Origin of the sequence: Nostoc punctiforme PCC 73102, assembly GCF_000020025.1 — a bacterium.
Taxonomy (GTDB): Bacteria; Cyanobacteriota; Cyanobacteriia; order Cyanobacteriales; family Nostocaceae; genus Nostoc; species Nostoc punctiforme.
This window is the reverse complement of record NC_010628.1, coordinates 4,939,271-4,962,095: the sequence shown is the minus strand read 5'-3', so window position 1 is coordinate 4,962,095 and position 22,825 is coordinate 4,939,271. Positions and strand designations below refer to the sequence as shown.

General features: G+C 41.9%; 24 protein-coding genes and 1 pseudogene. 17 read left to right on the top strand and 8 right to left on the bottom strand.

All coding sequences use genetic code 11. The features are described 5' to 3' along the window. Positions 1–137 precede the first annotated feature (137 nt). A complete protein-coding gene (cysS, locus tag NPUN_RS19935) occupies positions 138–1,643 on the bottom strand; it encodes a cysteine--tRNA ligase (RefSeq protein WP_041565524.1) in 1,506 nt (501 codons plus the stop codon). Between the two features lie 137 nt (positions 1,644–1,780). On the opposite strand from cysS, the gene NPUN_RS19930 reads away from it, so the two are divergent. From NPUN_RS19930 to NPUN_RS19910, 5 genes are all read left to right on the top strand, one after another. After that, the gene (locus tag NPUN_RS19930; RefSeq protein ID WP_012410294.1) at positions 1,781–2,896 is read left to right on the top strand and encodes a CobW family GTP-binding protein; all 1,116 of its coding nucleotides are present in this window, start codon (positions 1,781–1,783) and stop codon (positions 2,894–2,896) included. Between the two features lie 456 nt (positions 2,897–3,352). Further along, on the top strand, positions 3,353–3,805 hold the full coding sequence (gene dtd / locus NPUN_RS19925; protein WP_041566308.1) for a D-aminoacyl-tRNA deacylase: 453 nt from the start codon (positions 3,353–3,355) through the stop codon (positions 3,803–3,805). A gap of 103 nt (positions 3,806–3,908) precedes the next feature. Continuing rightward, complete coding sequence (gene psb28, locus NPUN_RS19920; protein ID WP_012410292.1) at positions 3,909–4,250, top strand: photosystem II reaction center protein Psb28; 342 nt, start codon at positions 3,909–3,911, stop codon at positions 4,248–4,250. Between the two features lie 101 nt (positions 4,251–4,351). Beyond that, complete coding sequence (locus tag NPUN_RS19915) at positions 4,352–4,858, top strand: MogA/MoaB family molybdenum cofactor biosynthesis protein (protein WP_012410291.1); 507 nt, start codon at positions 4,352–4,354, stop codon at positions 4,856–4,858. Positions 4,859–4,989: 131 nt separating this feature from the next. Continuing rightward, positions 4,990–6,747 (top strand): diguanylate cyclase, encoded by a 1,758-nt coding sequence (locus tag NPUN_RS19910; RefSeq protein WP_012410290.1) that lies wholly within the window; start codon positions 4,990–4,992, stop codon positions 6,745–6,747. Positions 6,748–7,097: 350 nt separating this feature from the next. Here the strand turns inward: NPUN_RS19910 and mraY are convergent, their stop codons facing one another. Beyond that, positions 7,098–8,189 carry a phospho-N-acetylmuramoyl-pentapeptide-transferase gene (mraY, locus tag NPUN_RS19905; RefSeq protein ID WP_012410289.1) on the bottom strand — a complete coding sequence of 364 codons (1,092 nt, stop codon included), beginning with the start codon at positions 8,187–8,189 and terminating at the stop codon, positions 7,098–7,100. Between the two features lie 79 nt (positions 8,190–8,268). Next, complete coding sequence (locus tag NPUN_RS19900; protein WP_012410288.1) at positions 8,269–8,505, bottom strand: DUF3134 domain-containing protein; 237 nt, start codon at positions 8,503–8,505, stop codon at positions 8,269–8,271. Between the two features lie 242 nt (positions 8,506–8,747). Between NPUN_RS19900 and NPUN_RS19895 the strand changes: the two genes are divergently transcribed. The 5 genes from NPUN_RS19895 to mdh all read left to right on the top strand — a co-directional run bounded on the left by NPUN_RS19895 (position 8,748) and on the right by mdh (position 12,340). After that, positions 8,748–9,332 carry a PAP/fibrillin family protein gene (locus NPUN_RS19895; RefSeq protein ID WP_012410287.1) on the top strand — a complete coding sequence of 195 codons (585 nt, stop codon included), beginning with the start codon at positions 8,748–8,750 and terminating at the stop codon, positions 9,330–9,332. A 284-nt stretch (positions 9,333–9,616) separates the two neighbouring features. Next, complete coding sequence (locus NPUN_RS19890) at positions 9,617–9,832, top strand: photosystem I reaction center subunit IV (RefSeq protein ID WP_012410286.1); 216 nt, start codon at positions 9,617–9,619, stop codon at positions 9,830–9,832. Between the two features lie 244 nt (positions 9,833–10,076). Then, positions 10,077–10,952, top strand: a complete 876-nt coding sequence (locus tag NPUN_RS19885) for a DNA-formamidopyrimidine glycosylase (protein WP_012410285.1) — start codon at positions 10,077–10,079, stop codon at positions 10,950–10,952. A gap of 102 nt (positions 10,953–11,054) precedes the next feature. Beyond that, complete coding sequence (gene ndhO, locus NPUN_RS19880; protein ID WP_012410284.1) at positions 11,055–11,270, top strand: NAD(P)H-quinone oxidoreductase subunit O; 216 nt, start codon at positions 11,055–11,057, stop codon at positions 11,268–11,270. 86 nt (positions 11,271–11,356) lie between these two features. Next, the gene (mdh, locus tag NPUN_RS19875; protein ID WP_012410283.1) at positions 11,357–12,340 is read left to right on the top strand and encodes a malate dehydrogenase; all 984 of its coding nucleotides are present in this window, start codon (positions 11,357–11,359) and stop codon (positions 12,338–12,340) included. A gap of 515 nt (positions 12,341–12,855) precedes the next feature. Here mdh and NPUN_RS19870 read toward each other — a convergent pair. Beyond that, the gene (locus NPUN_RS19870; protein ID WP_012410282.1) at positions 12,856–13,179 is read right to left on the bottom strand and encodes a hypothetical protein; all 324 of its coding nucleotides are present in this window, start codon (positions 13,177–13,179) and stop codon (positions 12,856–12,858) included. Between the two features lie 93 nt (positions 13,180–13,272). Next, positions 13,273–13,755, bottom strand: coding sequence for a hypothetical protein (locus tag NPUN_RS19865; RefSeq protein WP_012410281.1), 483 nt, complete (start codon positions 13,753–13,755; stop codon positions 13,273–13,275). Positions 13,756–14,094: 339 nt separating this feature from the next. Here NPUN_RS19865 and NPUN_RS19860 point away from each other — a divergent pair, with 339 nt between their 5' ends. The 7 genes and pseudogenes from NPUN_RS19860 to NPUN_RS19835 all read left to right on the top strand — a co-directional run bounded on the left by NPUN_RS19860 (position 14,095) and on the right by NPUN_RS19835 (position 20,233). After that, the gene (locus NPUN_RS19860; RefSeq protein WP_012410280.1) at positions 14,095–14,748 is read left to right on the top strand and encodes a hypothetical protein; all 654 of its coding nucleotides are present in this window, start codon (positions 14,095–14,097) and stop codon (positions 14,746–14,748) included. 64 nt (positions 14,749–14,812) lie between these two features. Continuing rightward, the gene (locus NPUN_RS19855; protein WP_012410279.1) at positions 14,813–16,672 is read left to right on the top strand and encodes a P-loop NTPase fold protein; all 1,860 of its coding nucleotides are present in this window, start codon (positions 14,813–14,815) and stop codon (positions 16,670–16,672) included. A gap of 5 nt (positions 16,673–16,677) precedes the next feature. Then, complete coding sequence (locus tag NPUN_RS19850) at positions 16,678–17,877, top strand: DUF1802 family protein (RefSeq protein WP_052304635.1); 1,200 nt, start codon at positions 16,678–16,680, stop codon at positions 17,875–17,877. A 19-nt stretch (positions 17,878–17,896) separates the two neighbouring features. After that, a complete protein-coding gene (locus NPUN_RS19845) occupies positions 17,897–18,793 on the top strand; it encodes a transposase (protein ID WP_234710955.1) in 897 nt (298 codons plus the stop codon). Positions 18,794–18,850: 57 nt separating this feature from the next. Further along, positions 18,851–19,192, top strand: a pseudogene (locus NPUN_RS19840) (DUF1802 domain-containing protein); the annotation flags it as partial. A gap of 140 nt (positions 19,193–19,332) precedes the next feature. Beyond that, a complete protein-coding gene (locus NPUN_RS44175) occupies positions 19,333–19,455 on the top strand; it encodes a hypothetical protein (RefSeq protein WP_272913923.1) in 123 nt (40 codons plus the stop codon). 115 nt (positions 19,456–19,570) lie between these two features. Next, positions 19,571–20,233, top strand: coding sequence for a Nif11-like leader peptide family natural product precursor (locus NPUN_RS19835; RefSeq protein ID WP_012410278.1), 663 nt, complete (start codon positions 19,571–19,573; stop codon positions 20,231–20,233). 269 nt (positions 20,234–20,502) lie between these two features. On the opposite strand, the gene NPUN_RS19830 is transcribed toward NPUN_RS19835, so the two are convergent. The 3 genes from NPUN_RS19830 to NPUN_RS19820 form a co-directional block, all read right to left on the bottom strand. After that, the gene (locus NPUN_RS19830) at positions 20,503–22,089 is read right to left on the bottom strand and encodes a glucose-6-phosphate isomerase (protein ID WP_012410277.1); all 1,587 of its coding nucleotides are present in this window, start codon (positions 22,087–22,089) and stop codon (positions 20,503–20,505) included. 111 nt (positions 22,090–22,200) lie between these two features. Beyond that, positions 22,201–22,458 (bottom strand): hypothetical protein, encoded by a 258-nt coding sequence (locus NPUN_RS19825; RefSeq protein ID WP_012410276.1) that lies wholly within the window; start codon positions 22,456–22,458, stop codon positions 22,201–22,203. A 62-nt stretch (positions 22,459–22,520) separates the two neighbouring features. Then, positions 22,521–22,718 carry a hypothetical protein gene (locus NPUN_RS19820; RefSeq protein WP_012410275.1) on the bottom strand — a complete coding sequence of 66 codons (198 nt, stop codon included), beginning with the start codon at positions 22,716–22,718 and terminating at the stop codon, positions 22,521–22,523. Positions 22,719–22,825: the final 107 nt, after the last annotated feature.

Below are 22,825 nucleotides of genomic sequence, written 5' to 3'. Positions count from 1 at the left end.
AGACGCTACGCGAACGGCTTCTCCTAACGGAGACGCTGCGCGTTAAGCGAAGCTATGCCGTAGGCTTTACGCTCAGGGCAAGTGGGAATTGGGAATTGGGAATTGGGAAGAATTCAATTCCTACTTCCCAGTTTCCTTTAATTCCGATGCCAGCGTGTACCATCACGGCTATCAATTAGCGTAATACCTTCTGCTTGGAGTTCGTCACGAATGCGATCGCTTTCGGCAAAATTTTTGCCTTGACGCGCTTCTTGCCTTTGCTGAATTTTCGCTTCAATTTCCGCATCGCTTAAACCATTAATCTTGTCAGTTTCCGCTTCTATCTCGGCTTCTAAACCCAAAACTCCAGCCAATGTGACAAGAGTTTGCCATTGATGCTTTAACTTATCTGGGGATGTTTCGGTTTTCCCTTCATGCACAAGAATATGCCCCTCACGGCGCAGTTCTTTAGCTAATTCAAAGAGTACTGTTAACCCACCAGGAAAATTAAAGTCATTATTCACAATTTCTTGGAAACGCTCAACATAAAGATTGGGTACTGGGTATTGGGGATTGGGGATTGGGGATTGGGAAAACTCTTCCTCAGTCCCTAGTCCCAAGTCCCCAGTCCCTAAATCCCATCCTAGTTTTTCGCCGTATTGGTAGCCGAAAAGTAAACCTTCTTTTATAGTGTGCCAACCGTTGGTTGCTGCGGCGATCGCTTCGTCGGTAAAATCTATGGGTGTACGATATTGAGCAGTTAGCACGAATAAGCGCACTGCCATCGGGTTAACTCCCCGATCCAGTAATTCTCGAATAGTGATAAAGTTGCCCAAAGATTTGGACATTTTTTCACCATCTACCTTCACCATACCGTTATGTAACCAGTAACGTGCTAGGGGTTTTCCGGTTACAGCCTCAGATTGGGCAATTTCGTTTTCGTGGTGGGGAAAAATTAAGTCAGCACCACCAGCATGAATATCTATAGTGTCACCCAAGCGATCGCGCACCATTGCCGAGCATTCTATATGCCACCCCGGACGACCTGCGCCCCAAGGTGATTCCCAAGCGGTTTCTCCCGGTTTTGCTGCCTTCCATAAAGCAAAATCAAAGGGGTCTTTCTTTTTCTGGTACTCTGGATCTTCTACATTGACGCGCTCGCTTTTCCCGGCTTGCATATCCTCTAACTTGCGTCCAGAAAGCTTGCCATACTCAGCAAATTGCCGCACTGCATAATACACATCGCCGTCAGCAGGGTAAGCAAAACCTTTCTTTTCCAACTCATGAATTAACCGTTGAATGCCATTCATCGTATGGGTAGCACGGGGATATTCATCAGCTTCTCTGATTCCTAGCCGCGCCATATCCTCAAAATATGCTTTGATAAAGCGATTGGCTACAGCTTCCATTGAGGAATGTTCAACACAAGCTCGATTGAGAATCTTGTCATCAATATCGGTAAAATTTTGGATATATCGCACTTCATAACCGATAAACTGGAGGTATCGGCGTACTACGTCCCAAACGATGCAAGCTCTAGCATGACCCAAATGGCAGTAGTCGTACACCGTCACGCCGCAGTAATACATCTTAACCTTGCCTGCTTCAACTGTTTCAAACGGTTCTTGACGACGGGTGAGGGTATTGTAAAGGGTTAGGGTCATAACAGAGTAATGCTGAAATAAGGAGATACGTAATAATAGGGTAAAGCAGCTGGGATGACAGTCCAGCATCCCTATGCTAGTGTTTTCTGGACTATCTGCGCTACATTACTATTTTTTGACTATTTGATAACAGCGCTATGCAATCAGCAGTTACACCCGAATCTTCGGCAATGGATACGCCCAAACAAGGAATGCCAGTAACAATTATTACGGGTTTCCTCGGTAGTGGCAAGACGACTTTACTCAATCATATCCTCAACAACCAACAGGGTTTGAAAACCGCTGTTCTCGTGAATGAATTTGGCGAAATTGGCATCGACAACGAGCTAATTGTTTCCACTGGTGAGAACATGGTGGAACTAAATAATGGTTGTATTTGCTGCACTATTAATAATGATTTAGTAGATGCAGTTTACAAAGTTTTAGAACGCCAAGAAAATCTAGATTATCTAGTAGTGGAAACAACTGGATTAGCAGACCCGCTACCAGTAGCTCTAACATTTCTGGGCACAGAATTGCGGGATTTAACCCGCTTGGATTCGATTATTACCGTGGTAGACGCGGCTAATTACAGCCTAGATTTATTTAACTCGGAAGCAGCATACAGCCAGATTGCCTATGGTGATGTAATTGTGCTGAATAAGGCTGATTTGGTTGATGAAGCCACTTTGAACGAGTTAGAAACAAAAATTAACGAGGTGAAGGAAGGAGCAAGAATTATCCGCGCGACGCGATCGCAAGTGCCACTTCCTTTAATTTTGAGTGTTGGTCTGTTTGAGTCGGATAAATATTTTGACACAGTGGCGGATGAACACGATCATCACGCTCATGAACATCACGATCATCATGACGATCATGACCACTCAACATGCGGTCACGATCATCACGACCATGACCACGATCGCCACGATCATCATCATTCTGACCATTTAGAAAATGATGGTTTTACTTCCATCTCTTTCCAAAGTGACAAGCCTTTTTCTATTAGGAAGTTTCAGTATTTCTTAGATAACCAGCTACCCTCAAATATCTTCCGAGCAAAGGGGATTATGTGGTTTGATGAAAGTCCGAAGCGTCATATTTTCCACCTTTGTGGTAAACGCTTTACCTTGGATGATGATGAATGGCAAGGTAAATTGAAAAACCAACTAGTGCTGATTGGTCAAAATTTGGATCGTGAGGCTTTAATTAGTCAACTCGAAAACTGTATTTGTCTACCTTCAACCTCTCGCGGTAAAGGGTTTGGGAAATAAAAGTTAGGAGTGAGAAGCTTACTACTTGTTCCCAGGTTTCACCTGGGAATATATTCCCAATGGCTCCGCCATCAATTGTGATGGTTTGCTTTCTCACTCCCCTACATTACCAGCTTCTTCACCCGCCAACTGCTGTATCTGCTCCACGGATAAACCCGTAACTTTCGTCACGATTTCCACAGACATTTCCTCTTTGAGCAAATTCACTGTCACACGCCGCACTCCTTCAGCAAGACCGTTCAGAAGGGGTTAATTCTGTATTTCTATATTTAGTTTGCGGTTTAAGAATGGGACACCGATAGCGTAGCGTAAAGCCTGCGGCATGGCTTCTCTACGAGAGGCTGCGCCCTAAGCGAATCTATCCCGTAGGCTTTACGCTTAGAGTGACGCAGAAGCGTCATAGCCCGTCGTAGACATCGCTATAAAATTTAAACGTTGATGAAAGTTGAAATTAAAATGCGCGTTGTTATCCAGCGAGTTAAATCATCTCAAGTTACAGTTAACGGTGAAATTGTCGGCAAAATTGGGCGGGGGCTAAATTTACTTGTGGGTATTGCTAATACTGATACCGATACTGAAATTGACTGGATGGTACGTAAATCTTTGGAATTGCGCCTGTTTCCTGACGAGGAAGGAGACGACCGTTGGCAGAAATCTGTGCAAGAAATTGGTGGAGATTTATTAGTAGTCAGTCAGTTTACCCTTTATGGTGATTGTCGCAAAGGCCGCCGTCCTTCTTTTGACCGTTCAGCCCCTCCCCAATCAGCAGCAGATTTGTATAATCGTTTTGTTACCAAATTAAGAGCTAGTGGTTTGCTAGTGGAAATTGGTCAATTTGGTGCAATGATGAAAGTTACAATTGAAAATGATGGCCCTGTGACTTTAATACTAGACAAAAAGGCAATTTAAGTATATACACTAGAAAAAGAATAACAGGAGCCTATAGACAGTGGAGTTCTAATTGATGAGAGAATATTAAATTAACCATCACAAAAGTTTAAGTTCATTCATCATGGCGAAAATCCAGTTTTCTAGAGGTCTTGACGAAGTAGTAATTCCAGAAGTGCGGCTGACGCGATCGCGCACTGGTGACAGTGGTACAGCCACGTTTATTTTTACGAATCCGAAAATTTTAGATCAAGGTAGCACCGAAGACATCACCGGAATGTACTTGAGTGATGAAGAAGGAGAGATAATTACCCGTGAAGTTAAGGCAAAATTTGTCAACGGGAAACCGGAAGCATTAGAAGCACTTTATGTGATGAAATCTGCCCAAGAATGGGATCGCTTTATGCGCTTCATGGAACGGTATGCTGAAGAAAACGATCTAGGACTCAGCAAAGCTGAAAAATAGTGTGTAGGGCATAGGGCGAATGGCATAGGTAATTTTTTCATGTCCAATGCGCCATTCTCCGTGCCCAATTGCCCTTTATCAAAAGTTAAAACCCTTAATCCATGACACAACAACCACATCCAGATTTGCTTGGGATTACGGTAACTTGCGCTGTGGTTACTGTCAGCGATACACGCACACCCGAAACAGACAAAAGTGGCCAGCTAATTCAGCAGTTACTCTTTGGTGCTAACTATGCTGTTGGAGCTTATACGATTATCAAAGATGAACCAACACAGATTCAAGAGCAAATAGAAAATTTGGGTAAAAGCTCAAATTTGGATGCTGTAATTTTTAATGGTGGCACAGGTATTGCGCCAAGAGATACTACTTATGATGCCATTGAAAAGTTATTGGAGAAAACCTTGCCAGGATTTGGTGAGCTATTCCGTTTTTTAAGTTATCAAGAAATTGGTTCGCGAGCGATCGCTTCTCGCGCTGTTGCTGGTGTTTATCAAGATAAATTAATCTTCTCGCTTCCTGGTTCCAGTAATGCTGTGCGACTGGCGATGGAAAAACTGATTTTACCCGAACTCACTCACTTGGTAAGTCAGGTTTGTAAGGCTTGAAATGAGCAAGCTTTCAGAAAGCCACCATAAAATTCAGGTATGAAGCCCTGAAATCATCCTTTATCCACTTACATATTGAGGCTACCCAGAATTATAGTCACAACGGATGAAATACTAATATCAGATCGGTAATGGAACCTATTTACTGGAATTGCATAATTGCTCATAGCATTACTGCATTTTCATACTTTGGTATCCCCATAATAATAGGGGTTTTCTTTGCCAAAACGAAGGCAACTATCCCTCCTAAGTTTTGGCTAGCCTTTTTCTTATCAGGTGGATTCGTACTATTTTGCGGATTTCATCACCTTTTGGCAATTTTTGAGAAACATTTGGCAGTGTCGCTGTTACACTTAGTCGTGCTTGATGTAATGGCGTTTGTTTCTTTGTCTGCCTTACTCTACTTAATGCCAACGGCTTATCAAATTGTAGAGGCGATCGCCAAATATCAAGAAGATACCCGCGAACTTCAACGCAGCCAGCAGATGCAACGGCTATTTCTAGATCAAGGGCCGTTTGGAGCCTATATCAAAGATGAGCAATCTAGAGTGCTTTACTATAACCAGGAAATACAGTCTAGATTTTCAGTAGATTCACAAGAATGGTTCGGGAAAACGGATAGTGAATTCTTACCAGATCCCGAAGAGGGGCGACGGGTAATGGAAAACGATCGAGTTGTTTTGAAGACTCTACGCCCCTTAAAGCTGATTGAAGAGATAAAAATGCCTGGCAATAATCAGCCATGCTACTGGCTATCATTTAAGTTTCCGTTTAGCGATGGCGCAACGGGCGATCGCCGCATCGGTGGGATCAGTATCGATATTACAGAATCTATAGAAGCACAGCGATCGCTCACCGATCTAAATCGGCAACTAGAAGAAAAAACACTGAAATTAGAAGCCAAAAAACGGGAACTTATATATCTCTCAGATATGGCAGATATGCTTTATTGCTGCGAGTCTGAAGATGAGATGTATCAAGCAGTCGCTTTAACCTTTTCCAAGCTGTTTCCTGATATGAGTGGTTGTATCTGTATAATTGCTAATTCTAAAAATTATGTTCAGATGAATAGTATTTGGGGAGATGAAAGAATCAGAACCAGTAAAGAAATATTTTCACAATCTGAATGTTGGGCATTGCGGAGAGGTAAATTCAACCTTTTCTCTTCTGGTAAATCAGGACTGGTATGCGGTCATTTAATCCAGCCTGTTAGCGGTACACATTTGTGTGTTCCATTGTTTGGACAAGGCGAAGTAGTTGGAATTCTACACATTTATGCCCTTGAAAATATCAGTCCAGAAGATCGACAAATTAGTGAGATTATTGCTAGAACTTTAGGCTTTGCACTAAATAATCTATCGATAAAACAACGTCTTACCCATGAGAATTTGCGGGATGGGATGACCCAACTATTCAATCAAAGCTATATGGAAACTATAACTGAACAAAGGCTAGCTGAAGCGGAACGATCGGGAGAACCTCTTAGTGTTATTTTTCTGGATATCGATAACTTCAAATCTTACAACTCGCGCTATGGGCATGTGACTGCCAATATTGTTATTCAGGAATTAGCAAAGCTGCTATTAAAATCTATTCGCTCTTTTGATATTCCTTGCAGATGGGGTGGTGAAGAATTTGTGATTGTCATGCCTAATATGACGCTGGAAGTGCTTAGGAAGCGAGCAGAACAATTAAGAGTAGATGTTGAACAAATGCAATTGAGGGATGGCGATCAGATCCTTCAAGGGATCACTGCCTCTTTTGGAATAGCTGTATCAGAATCAGGAATTACAGTTAAGGATTTTTTGAATCGAGCAAATCAAGCAATGCTTGAAGCAAAGCGAACAGGGAAGAATCGGGTTATGGAGTATGTAAATAGGTACGATTAAAATAATTCGTAATGGGCTACGCTAACGAGAATAGAGCGCAATACGGTTCAGATAAGACCAAAAAACTTGTAGAGACGGCGATTTATCGCGTCTCAAAACCCATGATTTTGTACAAGTGGCGCTTAACCCAAGCGTATTGAGTGAGATATGAGGCAATACGCTAAAGGTTATTGGTGTAGATAATTGGTCTTTCAAGACGCGATAAATCGCCGTCTCTACATGAGGGTTTTGGATAAAAATTTTTCCCGTATAAAAAAACAACTCCCACATCTTCAGGGAGTTGTTTTTTATCTTTTACTATTTTCTCAAAACATGATTCAGAATGGAGCGATGCCTGGGTTGGGCTGCACCTACGCCAAGCAGATGGCAGCCAAAATAGCCGCGATGACATAAAATACTCCAACCACTTGCAATTCTGACCAGCCAGTGAGTTCTAAATGATGGTGTAAGGGTGCCATTTTAAAGAGGCGCTTGCCTTTGCCATCAGGTCCTTTGGTGGCTTTGTAATAACTTACCTGTGCCATTACTGAAAGAGTTTCTACGAAGAAGATACCACTGAGAATGAACAGTGCTACTAAGGTGTTTGTCAACAGCGCTACAGCAGCTAATGCTCCTCCCAGTGCGAGGGAACCGGTATCTCCCATGAAAACGCGGGCTGGGTTACGATTATGGGCTAAGAAACCTAAGCAACCACCACTTAAAGCTGCACAGAAAACCATCAACCCTGGTGCTGTAGGTGCAATTAAGGCACCTAATGCCAAAAGTGCGATCGCTACTGTTCCGGCTGCCAAGCCATCAATACCATCTGTTAAATTAGTCGCGTTACTTTCTGCAACTAGCACAAAACCTGCTAGTGGCCAAAATAGAAATCCTAATGGTAGTGTGAAGCTTACCCAAGGTAAAGCAATATTTGTAATATTAGAAGGTTGATTAAACATTAGCCAGAGGCAAAATACTGCCGCAAAACCCACTTGCAAAGCAAGTTTTGTTCGGGGAGATATACCTTTATTTGATTTCCGGCGCAGAATTTGCCAATCGTCGAGCCAGCCAATAAATCCATAGCTGGTTGTCAATGCTGAAACTGCAAGGACATCTGTAGCAAAATTAGACAATATACAGGCAATAATTACACCTACAGGGATAAAGAATATACCTCCCATTGTGGGAGTGCCTGCTTTTTTTAGATGGGCTTGGGGCCCATCTTCGCGGATTATTTGTCCAGTTTTGAGTGCTTGGAGTAAAGGTATTACCCAAAAGCCAACTACACCTGAACCCATAGCACACAACAGCAGTGGCAGGGTTAGTGACATACTTTGCCAGGGTAGCCTGTTGGCCATCGAATCTAAGAAAAATGCTGTTGTGCCTAGCCCAACGGCTAATAAAGAGGCTAGAGCGATTCCAGAAATATTTAGTCCTTGCTCAGGAGATAATTTAGCGTCCACAGAAGTTTCCCTTCACTCCACACTTATAAAATTGAATATTAGTAGCTAGGGATACTACCAAGTCCCTAGCCTTAAAAGGCTAATCCTCGGCGATTCCTATATCGTCATCATCATCAAGGTCGTAGCCAATCCCATCTTCTACACCCATTAGGGAGTCTATTTCTTCTTCACCATCTTGAAAATCCGGGTCGTGAACGTCACGTGTTATGATCCGACCTTTATTTTCCAACCAATCCAACAAAGAGGACTCTGGCTTGAGGGGGATGACATGGGCTCGCTGATTACGGGGTTCTTCACGTAATGGAGAGTTCAACATATCAAAGAAGACAAGAAAAGGTTTACGTAAGTTGACATTTAGAGTCTATCACTTGGCACGGATTTATTTAGTTATCTTTTCAACCCTTTAGTGAATAAATCCGCATTCAGATAGAAATTTTTTATTTAATAGGCATAAGGCTTAAGTCAAGCAATTCTTAGTAATTTTTATGGCTCTACACATAGGTTATGAATATCTTGTTTATGCTGATGGAAAGTGACTGATTTTAGAGGTGACAGGCGATGATGGGAAAAGCGGCTCTCATGGATGCGATCGCTGGTACAAATCGCGGTCTACTGGCGACTGAAGCGCAGAAACAGGCTATCTTAGCAGCGATCGCCAATTTAGAAGACTTTAATCCTACACCCCGCCCGGTGGAAGCTGGTAATTTGCTAGATGGCAATTGGCGATTACTATACACCACTAGCAAGGCTCTTTTAAATTTAGATCGTCTACCTTTTTGTAAACTGGGTCAAATCTATCAGTGTATCCGGGTAGAGACTACCAGTGTTTACAACATAGCTGAGATTTATGGCTTACCTTATTTAGAAGGATTAGTCAGCGTTGCTGCTAAATTTGAGCCAGTTTCAGGTCGGCGTGTCCAAGTGAAATTTGAGCGGTCTATTATCGGCTTACAACGTTTAATAGAATACAATTCTCCGGTAACTTTTATCCAACAAATTGAAGCAGGTAAAAAATTTGCGGGAATTGATTTTGCAATCAAGAGTGATAAACAGCAAGGCTGGTTAGATATCACCTATATAGATAACGATCTGCGGATTGGCAGAGGTAACGAGGGGAGCGTGTTTATATTGAGTAAAACATAAATGTACAAAAATACTGTTTGCGAATGAGGCTAAACTATAATGTCCACCTTGTCAAGTAGGGTCTGATACCTTTTTAAATTTTTTGGAGAGTGGGGAGTAGAGGAGAAGGAAAAGAGATAATTTGAATTCTCCCCTTACCCCTCCCCTCTACCTCTTGTGCGCCATTCCCCAGTACCAATTCAGACAAATAACTTAACAAATACTCCTGCCGCGACCTTCAGGTTGTAGAGTGAAATCAATTAGCCCTCTAGATTGGCGATTGATAACTAAAAGGGAAAATAATCATGGTTCAACGTGGTTCTAAAGTACGTATTCTCCGCCCTGAATCCTACTGGTTTCAGGATCTAGGAACTGTGGCTTCCATTGACCAAAGCGGCATCAAATACCCTGTAATTGTCCGCTTTGAAAAGGTCAATTACTCTGGTATCAATACCAACAACTTTGCCCAAGATGAATTAGTCGAGGTTGAAGCACCAAAGGCTAAACCAGCTAAAAAATAGCAGCAAAGCTACAAGGGGGTTGTTTGATGCGATGATGAAGGGTAGTCTGAAGTATGAAATCTGAAAATTTCAGTTCATTCATTCTTCACCCTAGCCTACCCTAATCTATGAGAGCCGCCCTGCGGGTATTCACGGTTTCTTTTGGGTAATAATACGAGCCATCTACGGATGTGTAAGTTAGTATCCCATCTCTTCTTTATTTGAACCCCCAAGTACATCAAAATTGTCTGCTTAATCAGCTTAAATGCCTGAACTGCCTGAAGTTGAAACAGTCCGAAAGGGTCTAAATCAATTGACCCTTAACCAAGAAATTACGGGTGGAGATGTGTTGCTCAATCGCACCATCGCCTACCCGTTTTCTGTTGGTGAGTTTGTTGATGGAATTGAAAAGAATGCGATCGCTACTTGGCATCGTCGCGGTAAATATCTCCTGGCCGAACTCTCTTCCCCTTGCTCAACCAGTTGGCTAGGGGTTCATCTGCGAATGACCGGTCAATTACTATGGCTGCATCGAGATGAACCATTACATAAGCACACGCGGGTTAGATTATTCTTTGGGGATCAGCAGGAATTACGTTTTGTCGATCAGCGCACCTTCGGTAAAATTTGGTGGGTTCCGCCTGGTGTTGCTGTAGAAAGTATTATCACTGGTTTGGCAAAACTGGCAGCAGATCCATTTTCGCCGGAATTCAGTGTTGAATATCTAGCAAGCAAACTCAAAAACCGTCGCCGTCCGATTAAGACTGCGTTACTGGATCAATCGGTGGTGGCTGGATTAGGTAACATTTATGCCGATGAAGCCCTGTTTAAGAGTGGAATTTTACCTGAAACTTTGTGTATAGATTTGCAGCTAAAACAAATTGAGCTTTTGCGAACAGCCATAATTCAAGTTTTAGAAACCAGCATTGAAGCTGGTGGTACGACATTTAGTAATTTCCTAAATGTTAAAGGTACTAACGGCAACTATGGTGGTGTTGCGTGGGTTTATAATCGCGCTGGAGAACCCTGTCGAGTTTGTGGTATGCCAATTCAACGGATTAGGCTGGCTGGGCGATCTAGTCATTTTTGCTCTGAGTGTCAAACGCTACGGGGAGTGGAGAATCGGGAGAGACGCGATTAATCGCGTCTGTACAATTGCGTCGTATAGGAGGAATTTTTACTTCTAATTCGGAAGTCTCCTAAAATGCAGATAAAACAATCTAGAAATTTGAGAGGGGAATTCATGGCAGTTAAAAAGGGAGATATGGTTCGCGCTATCCGCGAAAAACTGGAAAACAGTCTGGAAGCAAAAGCCAGTGATACTCGCTTTCCTCCTTATTTGTTTGATAGCAAGGGCGAAATTGTAGATATTAAAGGTGATTACGCCCTGATTAAGTTCGGGAAAGTGCCAACACCAAACGTTTGGTTACGTGTGGATCAACTGGAAGAGTTTAAATAATAAGGAAGAATTCAGGAGTCAGAATTCAGAATTTAGCATTTATTCTGACTCTGGATTCTTGTTGATAAAATCGCACTTGAATAATTATGTCTTCTTCCCCTAACTCCCCAATTGCTTGTAATTTACCCCGTGTCACTATCGTAGGTGCGGGTAGGGTTGGTAGTACTTTAGCTCAACGTGTTGCAGAGAAAAATCTGGCAGATGTAGTTTTACTAGATATTATTGCGGGAATGCCTCAAGGTTTGGCGCTGGATTTGATGGAAGCCAGGGGAATTGAAATACATAATCGCCAGATTATCGGCACAAATAATTATGCTGATACATCTGGTTCTCAAATTGTGGTGATTACCGCAGGACTTCCCCGCAAACCAGGGATGAGTCGGGATGATTTGCTGAAAACTAATGCCAAGATTGTGGTGGAAGCGGCAAAAAATGCGATCGCTCATTCTCCCAATGCTATTTTTATTGTCGTCACCAATCCGTTGGATGTGATGACTTATTTAGCTTGGCAAGCTACAGGTTTACCACGCGATCGCATTATGGGTATGGCTGGCGTGTTAGATTCTGCCCGTTTTGAAGCCTTCATTGCCCTAGAATTGGGCGTTTTGCCTGCCGATGTCAAAGCGATGGTATTGGGTAGCCACGGCGATTTAATGGTGCCTTTATCTCGTTATGCTACCGTCAACGGCATTCCCATCACGGAATTGCTGGATGCAGCCACAATTGAACGCTTGATAGAAAGAACCCGCAATGGTGGCGCAGAAATTGTGGAATTGATGCAGACGGGTGGTGCTTTTTTTGCTCCGGCATCAGCTACTAGCGTGATGGTAGAGTCGATTTTATTAAATCAATCGCGGTTGTTGCCTGTGGCGGCCTATCTGCAAGGTGAATACGGTTTAGAAGATGTTGTGATTGGTGTTCCTTGTCGGTTGGGATGCGGTGGAATTGAGAGTGTATTGGAATTGATACTCAGCGATGAAGAAAGAGAGGGCTTGCATACTTCGGCTCAATCTGTGCGTCAAAATATTGAGCGATCGCAGGAAATTTTGGCTAACAAAAATAATTCGTAATTCAACATGAGTTCGATGGCTTATATAGTGCAATACGGTTCGGTTAAGGGAAGAGACGCGATAAATCGCCGTCTCTACAAAGGACTGATTATTGTAAAGACGGCGATTTATCGCGTCTTTGCGATCTATAATTTTCGTCAAAAAACCTTATCTGAACTGTCTTGTCATATAGTGTCGAACTAATGAACTCAATAAAGAAACCTACTCCCTGGCTTGAGGGACTTCCAGTTAAAAAAATATCCTATCCTATCCCTGCGGGAAGCTCCGCGTACCCCTTCCCTACGAGACGCTACGCGAACGGGGAAGCAAGCTGCGCGTAAGGGTTCCGCAGGGTGTGTAGGGGCGCAAGACTTTGCGCCCTTACAAATCTACAAATAATTTGGGATAATTTATTTTTTGCAACTCCCTTACTACATAAAAACGTCCCTCTCCGAGTCGGAGAGGGACAGACTTGAACTTTAGTTCAAGGCAGGGAGAGGTTCGTCAAACTCACCAGAATATTTGTGCCGTTGGCGTTAACGACGGTAATCCTCATCTGCGGGGTCGCCGTAGGGGTCTTCGCTAGCTGGGCGGACATCACCAAACTCCCCTGTATCTGCGGGGTCGCCGTAAGGGTCTTCACTAGCTGGGCGAACGTTGCCGTAGGACGAGATATCTGCGGGGTCACCGTAGGGGTCTTGACTGGCTGGAATAACGTTACCGTAAGATGCTGGGTCTGCGGGATCGCCGTAGGGGTCTTCGCTGGCTGGACGTACATCGCGATCGCGGAATTCAGCGTCTTGATCGCTGTTCGATCCCAAGAGTAAATCTTTCGCCTTTCGGAAAAATTCATTTACCATAATCTGTCTCCTGATTTAAGTTCGTGTTTCCGATGTGCGCGATGGCGTTATCCTTCGGGAAACCCGCTTTATATTTACACACGCTTCGCCGATCTAGAGTGCTGGTGCTGCGGATGAAGTTATACCAGTTAGATCGCGACCTGTGGCACTCCGGTTATAGCCCTGGAATTCCCGATACTTTTGTGCTTCAGATTCGGGTACTCGGATTCCTTCTGGTGGTGGCGTTACCCAGTGAGCGCGATGTTCAGCATCGCGGTAGTATACGCGCCCGTTCTTGGAAAGATAGTACTTACCTTGCGCTCCTTCTTGTGGAGCATTCTTATGCTGGTTGTACATGTAGTAAAGTGCAGCAGCTCCAGCCAAAAGTGCCACTTTTTGTCCTGTACCCAATCCCTTCTTAGCTTCGGTTTGGCGATCGCTGACTGTTCTACCAACGGTATCATCAACAGGTGGTGGTACTGAAGCTTTTTGGGAACCGCCTCCGCAGCTACTCAGCACGGGTACCATTAGCAATGCCGAAAGTAGCACCGCAAATAGACGCGAAACTATTTTACGTTCTTTATATATTGTGTTCATTGGATTTCTTCATCACCTGTATTTGCTAAAAGCCTTGCTGTTGCAAAAACCAAGTTGGAAATCCTGTTATTTCACCTGGGATTGAAAAAACATATTTCACTTAATTTGTAACTGCACCAGCTACAGCGTTTCACTTTTATGATGATCGGTTTTCTTGAGTCTTTCATCCTGCCTTTGAGAGAAACTGCATTCATCCCAAAGAAATATATTGTTGATTTTTGATTAATCAATTTAGCTGAAACGCCGAAATATTCAGCAATTTCTCGGTTATTTTTTCTGGATAAATAAATTACAAAGATACAGCTACTATGATGATCTTTGTCAAAAAATAGATTAAATATGACATCCAAAAATACAGCCCAAACTAACACTCGTCTCCTTTTGGCTTTGTGGGATTTGGGAGGAACGCAGCAGGAAGTTAAAAAGGGTCAACTCACTAAGCGAATTGTATCCAAAAGCCAGAAGGTAGCAGATTATCAGGGGTCATTTGAAGAATTGCAGAATCAGGGTGCGATCGCAATCTCCAAAAAAGGATATTCTCTGACATCTCCCAAGGGTTTAGAGGTATTGGGTGAGGGTTTGAGAAGTGGCAAGTTTAAGTTTGAAGGGACGATTGTGGGAACTTGGGCGGCGAATGCGCTGGTGAAGTGGATTAGTCAGATTGATGTTGCGGTAATTGGTGCAGATGTACCAGTTAATGGGAAGAGTGCGATCGGATCTTACGGAGAGTTTAAATCAGTGGCTTTAGAAGTCTACGACAAGTTAAACCAAAACTATAACTTAGATGATCTGGTGCCAATTTATCGCATCAGGAGAGAAATAGGCGATCGGGTGAGCCGCGAAGATTTCAGTGAGTGGTTGCTGGAAATGCAGGAGAAAGATATTTTACAACTCCAAGGTGGAAGTTTACCAGACAATGACCCAAGCAAACTGGAAGATTCGGTAACTACTGAAGTCAGTGGGCTACGTTGCTATGCCAAACTTTTAAACTAATTTACCAATTTTTGTAATTTTTGCTAATTCTCTGTTAACCCTCATACACAACTACTTCAAATCTATGTCTAACGATTTAATTAATATTATCAGCAAACACAACCCATTTGAGGCACGCTTAGTAGTTAGAGATCAGAATGTTTGGGGACAAGGTTTTCCTGATGTACCATCTTTAAATTCTCATGTTTCTGATGCTGTTTATAACGCAATTGAAAAAGTTAACAGCGGACAAAGGAAAGTAATTGGTATTACAATTACAGCAGAAAGAGGTTTAGGTAAAAGCCATCTGATCAGCAGAATTCGCCATCGCTTACAATTTGATGGTAGCGCTTTATTTGTCTATATGAGTCAGTGTAATAACCTAAACCGTATTAAAGCAGAATTCTTAACTACTCTAGCCACTAGCCTTAAACAAATAGGGAGTCAAGGTGTTAGTCAATGGCAGTACTTAGCAACAGCTTTAATTAATGAAGCTTTCAACAAAAACTATACAGCCCAACAGCTAATAAATCAGTTTCCTGGAGCATTAGTCAAAAATCCCAAGGTGGTTGAAGTTTTACGAGATAAGGTACTTGGTATCAAGCCTGATCTAGAAAATCCTGATATTATCACAGCGATTTTATGGACACTATCTCCTGATCCAGCTTATGAAATTTTTGCTATTAGATGGCTTGCCGGCAACAGTCTACCACAAGTCAAAGCGGATGCAATGGGTTTAGCCAATGTGAGTGCAGATGATAAAGAGGCTGAATCCTTCACTACAGCCCGGCAAATTATCAACTTAATTGGTGATTACAAACCAATAGTAGTTTGTTTTGATGAAATGGAAACTGACCACTGTAATGAAATAGGATATACTGGACGACAAGTAACTGCCATTTTTGCTAAAGACTTATGCGATAAAATTAAGCGTGGCGTTTTACTAACTTCTATCTTTCCTGATCACTGGATTAACGAAGTTAAAAGATTAGGAAATGCTGATTCAGTTGTAGATAGAATTGGAGAGCAAGTTATTGAACTAAAGTATCTCAATTCTGATGATGTTATTGATTTAGTTTCTCGATGGCTTGAAGAGTTTTATCAAGAACATACTTTAACACCTCCTCATGCACTTTACCCATTTGATGAACAGAAGTTAAGAGCATTAGGTAAAGAAAGACCAATAGTTAGAAAAATTTTAAAATGGTGTGCTGACAATTTTAAATTTCCTGGAATAGTCATAGATAGACACCCTGTAGAGCCTGCTTATAATCAACAAATATCTGCTTTAGAAACTACCATACTAGATTACATGGAGGATAAAGCAACTCTTGCTCAAGCACTCCGATTAGGATTTAATGCAGTCATTGGTGAAACTATAGAGAATGTAAAAATAGAAAAAGTTGTCGATGTTGAGGTAAAAGCTGTTGATAGAGGCTATCTTGATTTTAAAATTGTTGGTACAGAAAATGGTAAAAATGTCAAAATTGCTGTAGCTGTTCTGCAAGAATCTGGTGGCTTATTCGTCCAAGCTACATTGAAACGCTTAATTCGTTATAAAGACTTTGATGTAACTCGTGGCTGTTTAGTTCGCTCTAAACAAATTAATAAAGGTGCTACTAAAGCACAAGAACATTTAAAGACGCTTTTATCAAAGGAATTAGGTGGTGAATGGGTTTTATTAAAACCTGAAGATATAAAACCACTATTAGCATTACATTTTGTGATGAAAGGTCGTGAAGATGATGAGTTAAGCGAAGAACAAATTATTGATTTTATTCACCAAAAGCAGATAGCAATTGATAATTATCTTGTTCGTGAAATTCTCAGCGACCCATCAGGGCAAGTTCCTGAAGATGCAATTGATGAAGAAATTGAAAGTACTAATATCACTTTAACAGAGGTTGCAGATGGAGGAAGTGTTAGTTCAGGTGCTTTATTTTAGGAATAATGATTAATACAGCTTTACGTCTAGCAGCACCAGAAATTGAGGCATTTTTGCAAGGGAGAATAATTGCAGCAATGCCTAATAAATTTATTACTCCGGGGCGAGAATTCGCTCTTTGTCCATCAGATGCATCAATTAATTTACTACCAGTTGAGCAGTACTATCGCTCAAGTTTCTTACCTATTGCTCAAAGTGCATTCGCACAACTAAATATACAGGGTGTTTTAATACAACCTCAGCAAATGAACTTACTTATAGATGAGGAACAGTTAAAACTTCCCATATTAGCTTATGAAACAGTTTTAATTAAAACTTGGGCTAAGTGCGAACTATGCCAAATTATTAATAATACAGAATCTTTCGCTGCTTTATCACAGCTAACTATTTGGACAACAGAAGCTTTAAAAGAAATACTAAGGCAAAAGCAAAATATATTTTTGGCATATTTGCGAGTATATGAGTTGCCTAAATCAATTGAAGTACCGATAAAGTCAAATAGTCAGTTTGTTGCATTATCACAACCTCTCAATGTTTCTGAAGACAAGCCAGTATTAAAGGATCGCACCTTCGCCCAACGCAAACACCAGTTAGAAAAGCTACAACCCCCGCTACATCCTGAATTAGAAGAATTGCAGAGTGCGATCGCATCCCTAAGCATTAGCCAACCAGCAGCGAAACAATTAGACGACGATATCAAAGTATTTTTAGGTTGGAGTAGCGATAAACTAACAAATCCATTAGATTCAGACTTACCTTGGATTCAAAACATTGCTAAAGTTGGTAACTCTAGCGATGGACATACATTTGAAAAATTGGTTCGTAGAGGATTACTAAAATTAGGCTTTACAGGTTCAGGTTTGAATCCAGATGCAACTGGTGGCGCAGGAGGTATGGATTTTTACGCTGAACAACCTTATCCAATAGTAGGAGAGTGCAAAGCAACTAAAACTGAGAAAGTTACTGATGGTACACCAGCACAGTTACTAAAAATAGGTATGAACCATCTTGGTAAATTTCAGTATGACAATTCTATTAAATTAATTGTAGCCGCCGGAGAACTAAATTTTTACGCCTTAAGAACAGCTACCGAAAATCAAATGAATATTGTTAGCCCTGAAACACTACAAAAACTAGTTGAACTGCAAGCACACTACAAAAATTCTATCAACTTATTAGACTTGTCGGGAAATAAGAGAGAATAGACAGCAGTGGTAGGGAAGAATGATGCTGAATATTGAAGGTGCGCTGAAGCAAGACCGACTGTTGAGGGCATTAACTGGGTTGAACCGGAAAGCATTTGATGCCCTTTTGCCCACGTTTACCACGATGTACCTAGATACTCAACAGGCCAAGCCTCGTCAACGTGGCCTGGGTGGAGGACGCAAAGCCCGCTTACTTACAGCCCAAGACAAATTGTTTTTCATCCTTTTCTATTTCAAATGTTATCCGACCTTTGATGTGGCGGGACTGCTCTTTGATATGCATCGCTCCCAGGCACATGAGTGGATGCATCGATTGCAGCCAATATTAGAAGCGGCTTTGGGACAGAAGATGGCGCTGCCGGAACGCCATCTCGAAAGCATTGAAGCATTTTTGTCACGCTTTCCAGGAGTGCAACGAGTGATGATTGATGGGACAGAACGCCCAATTGCGCGACCTCAAGAAAGAGAACAACAACAACAGAATTACTCCGGTAAAAAGAAACGTCATACGCGTAAACACTTGGCGGCAGTTGATGAAACCAAACGGGTCTTGATCTTAAGCAAAGCACGAGAAGGCAAACTGCATGACAAACGTTTTCATGACGAAGATGACATTGCAGGTAGTGTGCCTGATGAAATTCCGATTGAAGTAGACTCGGGCTTTCAGGGATTACAGAAGCAGTATGACAATCTCCATCTTCCTCACAAAAAGCCCAAAGGGGGCAAGTTAAGTGACCTTCAAAAAACGGAGAATCGTCAATTGAGTCAATCCCGTGTAGTTTGCGAAAATGCCTTTGCTGGTGTGAAGCGCTACAACGCCGCCAGTGTCATTTATCGTAATCGGATTGAAAACTTTGATGACCATTTGATGCTGACCGCAGCAGGATTATGGAACTTCTACTTGATGGCTGCTTAAGAGAATCCCAATTACAAGACCAGCATTGCCTCACTTATCTTTTATTTCCCGACAACTCTATTAGAACTAAAAGAGTGTTTACAACAAGCTCCTTTTGGTTTAGCTGAAGATAAAATTAATACTTATATCGATAAAGTTGAACAATCAATAAGGTTGCGATCGCACGTTATCCAGCTTGTCAAAAACTATTTAGAAAACTCAGGTATAAAATCTGCTGGTGTTGAAGCTCTACATGGTGCGTATTTCGGCTCACATCCGCCACAGCCAATAAAAACAGCAGAAATGCATGAAATTCTGATTGAGCTTTCCTCACCTTTAACAGGCTATTTAGGGCGAATAAAAGGCAGTGATTGGAATAGCGATCGCTTTTACTTCCTCCGTGATTTATCTATTAACTAAAGATAGTAAAATATATCTCTTTTCTTCCCTCTGCGCTCTCTGCGCCTCTGCGGTTCGTTTACAAGTACTGAAGTGCAAGCTGTTTTGCGGTTAATTCATTTATGAATAATTAATACTATCTATTGACTTAATTTTATTTTATGAGAAGTAATAACGAGCGATCGCACAACCCACCACAGCGATCGTTCTCTCCATCTTTTCCTCAGTATGTTCTATTTATAGTAGTAAAATTTACAAAAACTTTATACTTAGCTGCTGTGTAACTTCATTTACATAATATAACAGATTTAGTACTGTCGAAGAAACAGATTATACTTACTACACTGGGTTCATTAATAACCAACCTGTGCCAAGTTTAAGACTTAAGTGAGATGACCCATGTATTATCAAATTTGGAATTTCTTTCTTAAAGAAGATAAATACATTTATTGGCAAGAGAAAATAAAATTTAATAAAAGTTATGACAAAGTTACATGGCAAAAGGTTATTGATTTTTTGTTGTTAGTAGAGCAAACTTTCCAATTGAAAAGTCAATTAGCAGAAACCAATAGCCTTGAGCCATTTCTCAAGTTAGCAACAGAAAATGGTTGCAATTTGACGGCAGAAGAACTTGCGTGGTTTCTAGTTACAAGAAGACAGATTTGGGATCTTTTTGATTTTGCACAAAAAACGCCATCTCTCAAAGAAGAATTGCTCATCTCTAAAGATCCGCAGCAGTTCGTCAACATAGCTGCTGATAATGGCTATAGCTTTTCTGTAGAAGAGTTAGCTTGGCTGTTAATTGAAATCAAATCATCGCCAGAAATAGTATCTATCAACAACAGCGTTGGGGAGATTCTCACAGGTTCAAACTATGGCAGAATTGACATAGGATACTGGATTTGGCTAGCAGAAGATTGGGGAATTGTGCCACCATTCTGTCATCGAGAGAAGCAGGGTAATTTATTATTTGGAGATACCAATAATCCTTTTTTACTCGATCGCTGCTTTCTACCCAAGGGCTATTTTAATCAACGCCTTTTGGTAAGTATTAATTCGTAATGATGTATATAGCAATCCATGCAGGAGTTACGAACAAAAAGATGCCCTACTTTTATAAAAAACCGGGCATCTGAGCCTCTCGATATAGCTGCGTCAAAATTCAAAAAATTAAATTAAAGTTATAAAACTTAATTACAAATTACGAATTACAAATTATACAGTGAAGCATCCTAGACGAAAGATAAAACTTTTATCTAGGATGCTTCACAATCAAAAATTGTTGCTGATACAACAATTAGGGAAAAAATGTGATGTTTATACTAGAGCTATCAGCTAGCAGAAACGGTTAAACTGCCGGGTTTGTGAAGATCGCCTTGCAAAACCACACCTCGCTGATTGGCATGGATATGACGCAAAATTTTGTAAATTGCCTCAATTTGGTCTGATGCGCCTGCTTTCTTTGCGAGTTCGTCAAGAGAAATGGGAGTTTTTTCTTTTTGCAGGACTGCTACCACTCGTGTTTGCAAATCGAGAATGGAGGCGGCTGCTTTTTTGCCAGCTTCTACCCCTGGCTGATGGTAGGCGTTGACGTTAACCAAGCTAGCGTATAAACCAACAGCACGTTCATACAAAGCTATTAATGCCCCTACAGTTCGGGGGTTAACTTGGGGAATGGTAACTGTAATCGAATCGCGGTGATTTTCATAAAGCGCTTGTCGGGTTCCTTGGAGAAAACCGGAAAGATAATCGCCTGATGTAACTCCCGGATCTATTTCAGTCGATGGGCCCTGACGATCCTCCAACACTTCAACGAAGGTAGCAAAGAAATTCGCTACACCCTCACGCAACTGCTGAACGTAAGCGTGTTGATCTGTTGAGCCTTTGTTGCCGTAAACGGCGATGCCTTGATGGACAACATTACCGTCTAAGTCTTTTTCCTTGCCCAAGGATTCCATCACCAGCTGTTGCAAATAGCGACTGAATAAAAATAAGCTGTCTTTGTAAGGTAAGACAACCATATCTTTTTCACCCTTTCCATTGCCAGCAAAGTACCAAGACAAAGCAAGCAAGGCTGCTGGGTTATTTTTCACATCTGGGACGCGGGTAGCGTCATCCATTTCTTTTGCGCCATCTAGCATGGCACGAACATCAATGCCCTGCAATGCGGCTGGTACTAGCCCCACAGCAGACATTTCGGAGGTGCGTCCTCCTACCCAGTCATACATGGGAAATCTCGCCAGCCAACCTTCGTCTTTGGCCAGTTTATCGAGGTTGCTGTCAACGCTGGTAATTGCTACCGCATATTGAGCAAATTCCAAATTGTGTCCGGCGTAGGCTTTTTTAACTTCAATCATGCCGTTACGAGGTTCCGGTGTTCCTCCAGATTTGGAGATTACCAAAACCAAAGTGCTGGCGAGGCTATTTCGCAGATGATTCAGAACGCGATCTATACCTGCCGGATCGTTGTTATCGATAAAGTGAATTTTCAGAGGTGGGAAATCAGGAGCGAGAGCTTCTGCGACGAATTGGGGGCCGAGGGCGGAACCACCAATGCCAATGGAGATAATATCCGTGAAGCGGCTTGCTCTGGGAGGATGAATAGCACCTGTTTGGACTTTTTCCGCAAAGGCTTCGATTTGTTCTAGGGTTTGGACTATTTCTTGTGTAAGTTCTGGAGTTGGTGCTAAATCAGGATTTCGCAGCCAGTAGTGTCCAACCATGCGGTTCTCGTCGGGATTTGCGATCGCGCCCTTCTCCAGTTCAGCCATATCCGCAAACGCCTTGTCAAACTTCGGCTGCAACGATTCCACGAAGGCATCATCGAACCGCATTCGACTTATGTCTAAGTACAGTCCCAATCCCTCGTGGAAATATAACCAGTTTTGGTATCGTTGCCAAAGTGCCCTAGCATCCATAGGGAAATCTCAAATAAAGTGTTTTTCAAAACCAGTTTAATGTAAGGTTGTAGCGATCCCTGCCTAGCCTTATACAGTTTACAGTTTTAAGTGTTCCCTGAACTCTTCACTTTAAACATCTGGCATAGGAATGACACGCAGAAATTTCACAATTTCACCCCTAATTTCTATACCAATCAGGTAATTATCCAGGGTGAAACGGTGAAAAATGCCTTCACCATCAAGCTGTCGTAGTTCTTTTAGATCGCTCAGTTGCCACTTTTGGGCTAACTCAACAAAGACAAAATCATGCACCCGCTCGTAAGCAGCAGGTTCTAAATTTTTCAGGTCTAGCAAAAAAGACCTTGCATAGCGCATTTCTAGACTCACTAGGCGTTACCTTAACCAAAACTTGAGGGGCCACTGGCACAAGAAAAGAAAGCGCTGCTGAATCAGAAAAACATCAACAGTCGTACCGCTTCTTCATGGGTTAAGATATCCCACGGTTGCTGCGATCGCTTAACTTGTTGTATCGCTTTGAGCATATAAAAGTCACAATGTAAAGCTTCGAGAACATTCCAAATATCTTGCAAATCCTCATCACCTAACTGCTCGATTAAGTGATGCATTCTCAGTCGCAGCAAATTCATAGGCTAATTTTTACCTACAACTCAACACCAACAGTAAATAGTATTCCCACAAAATTAGCAAAGGTTAACGGCAATGTAGCACTATGCTCAAGCTAGGCTAAAATTTA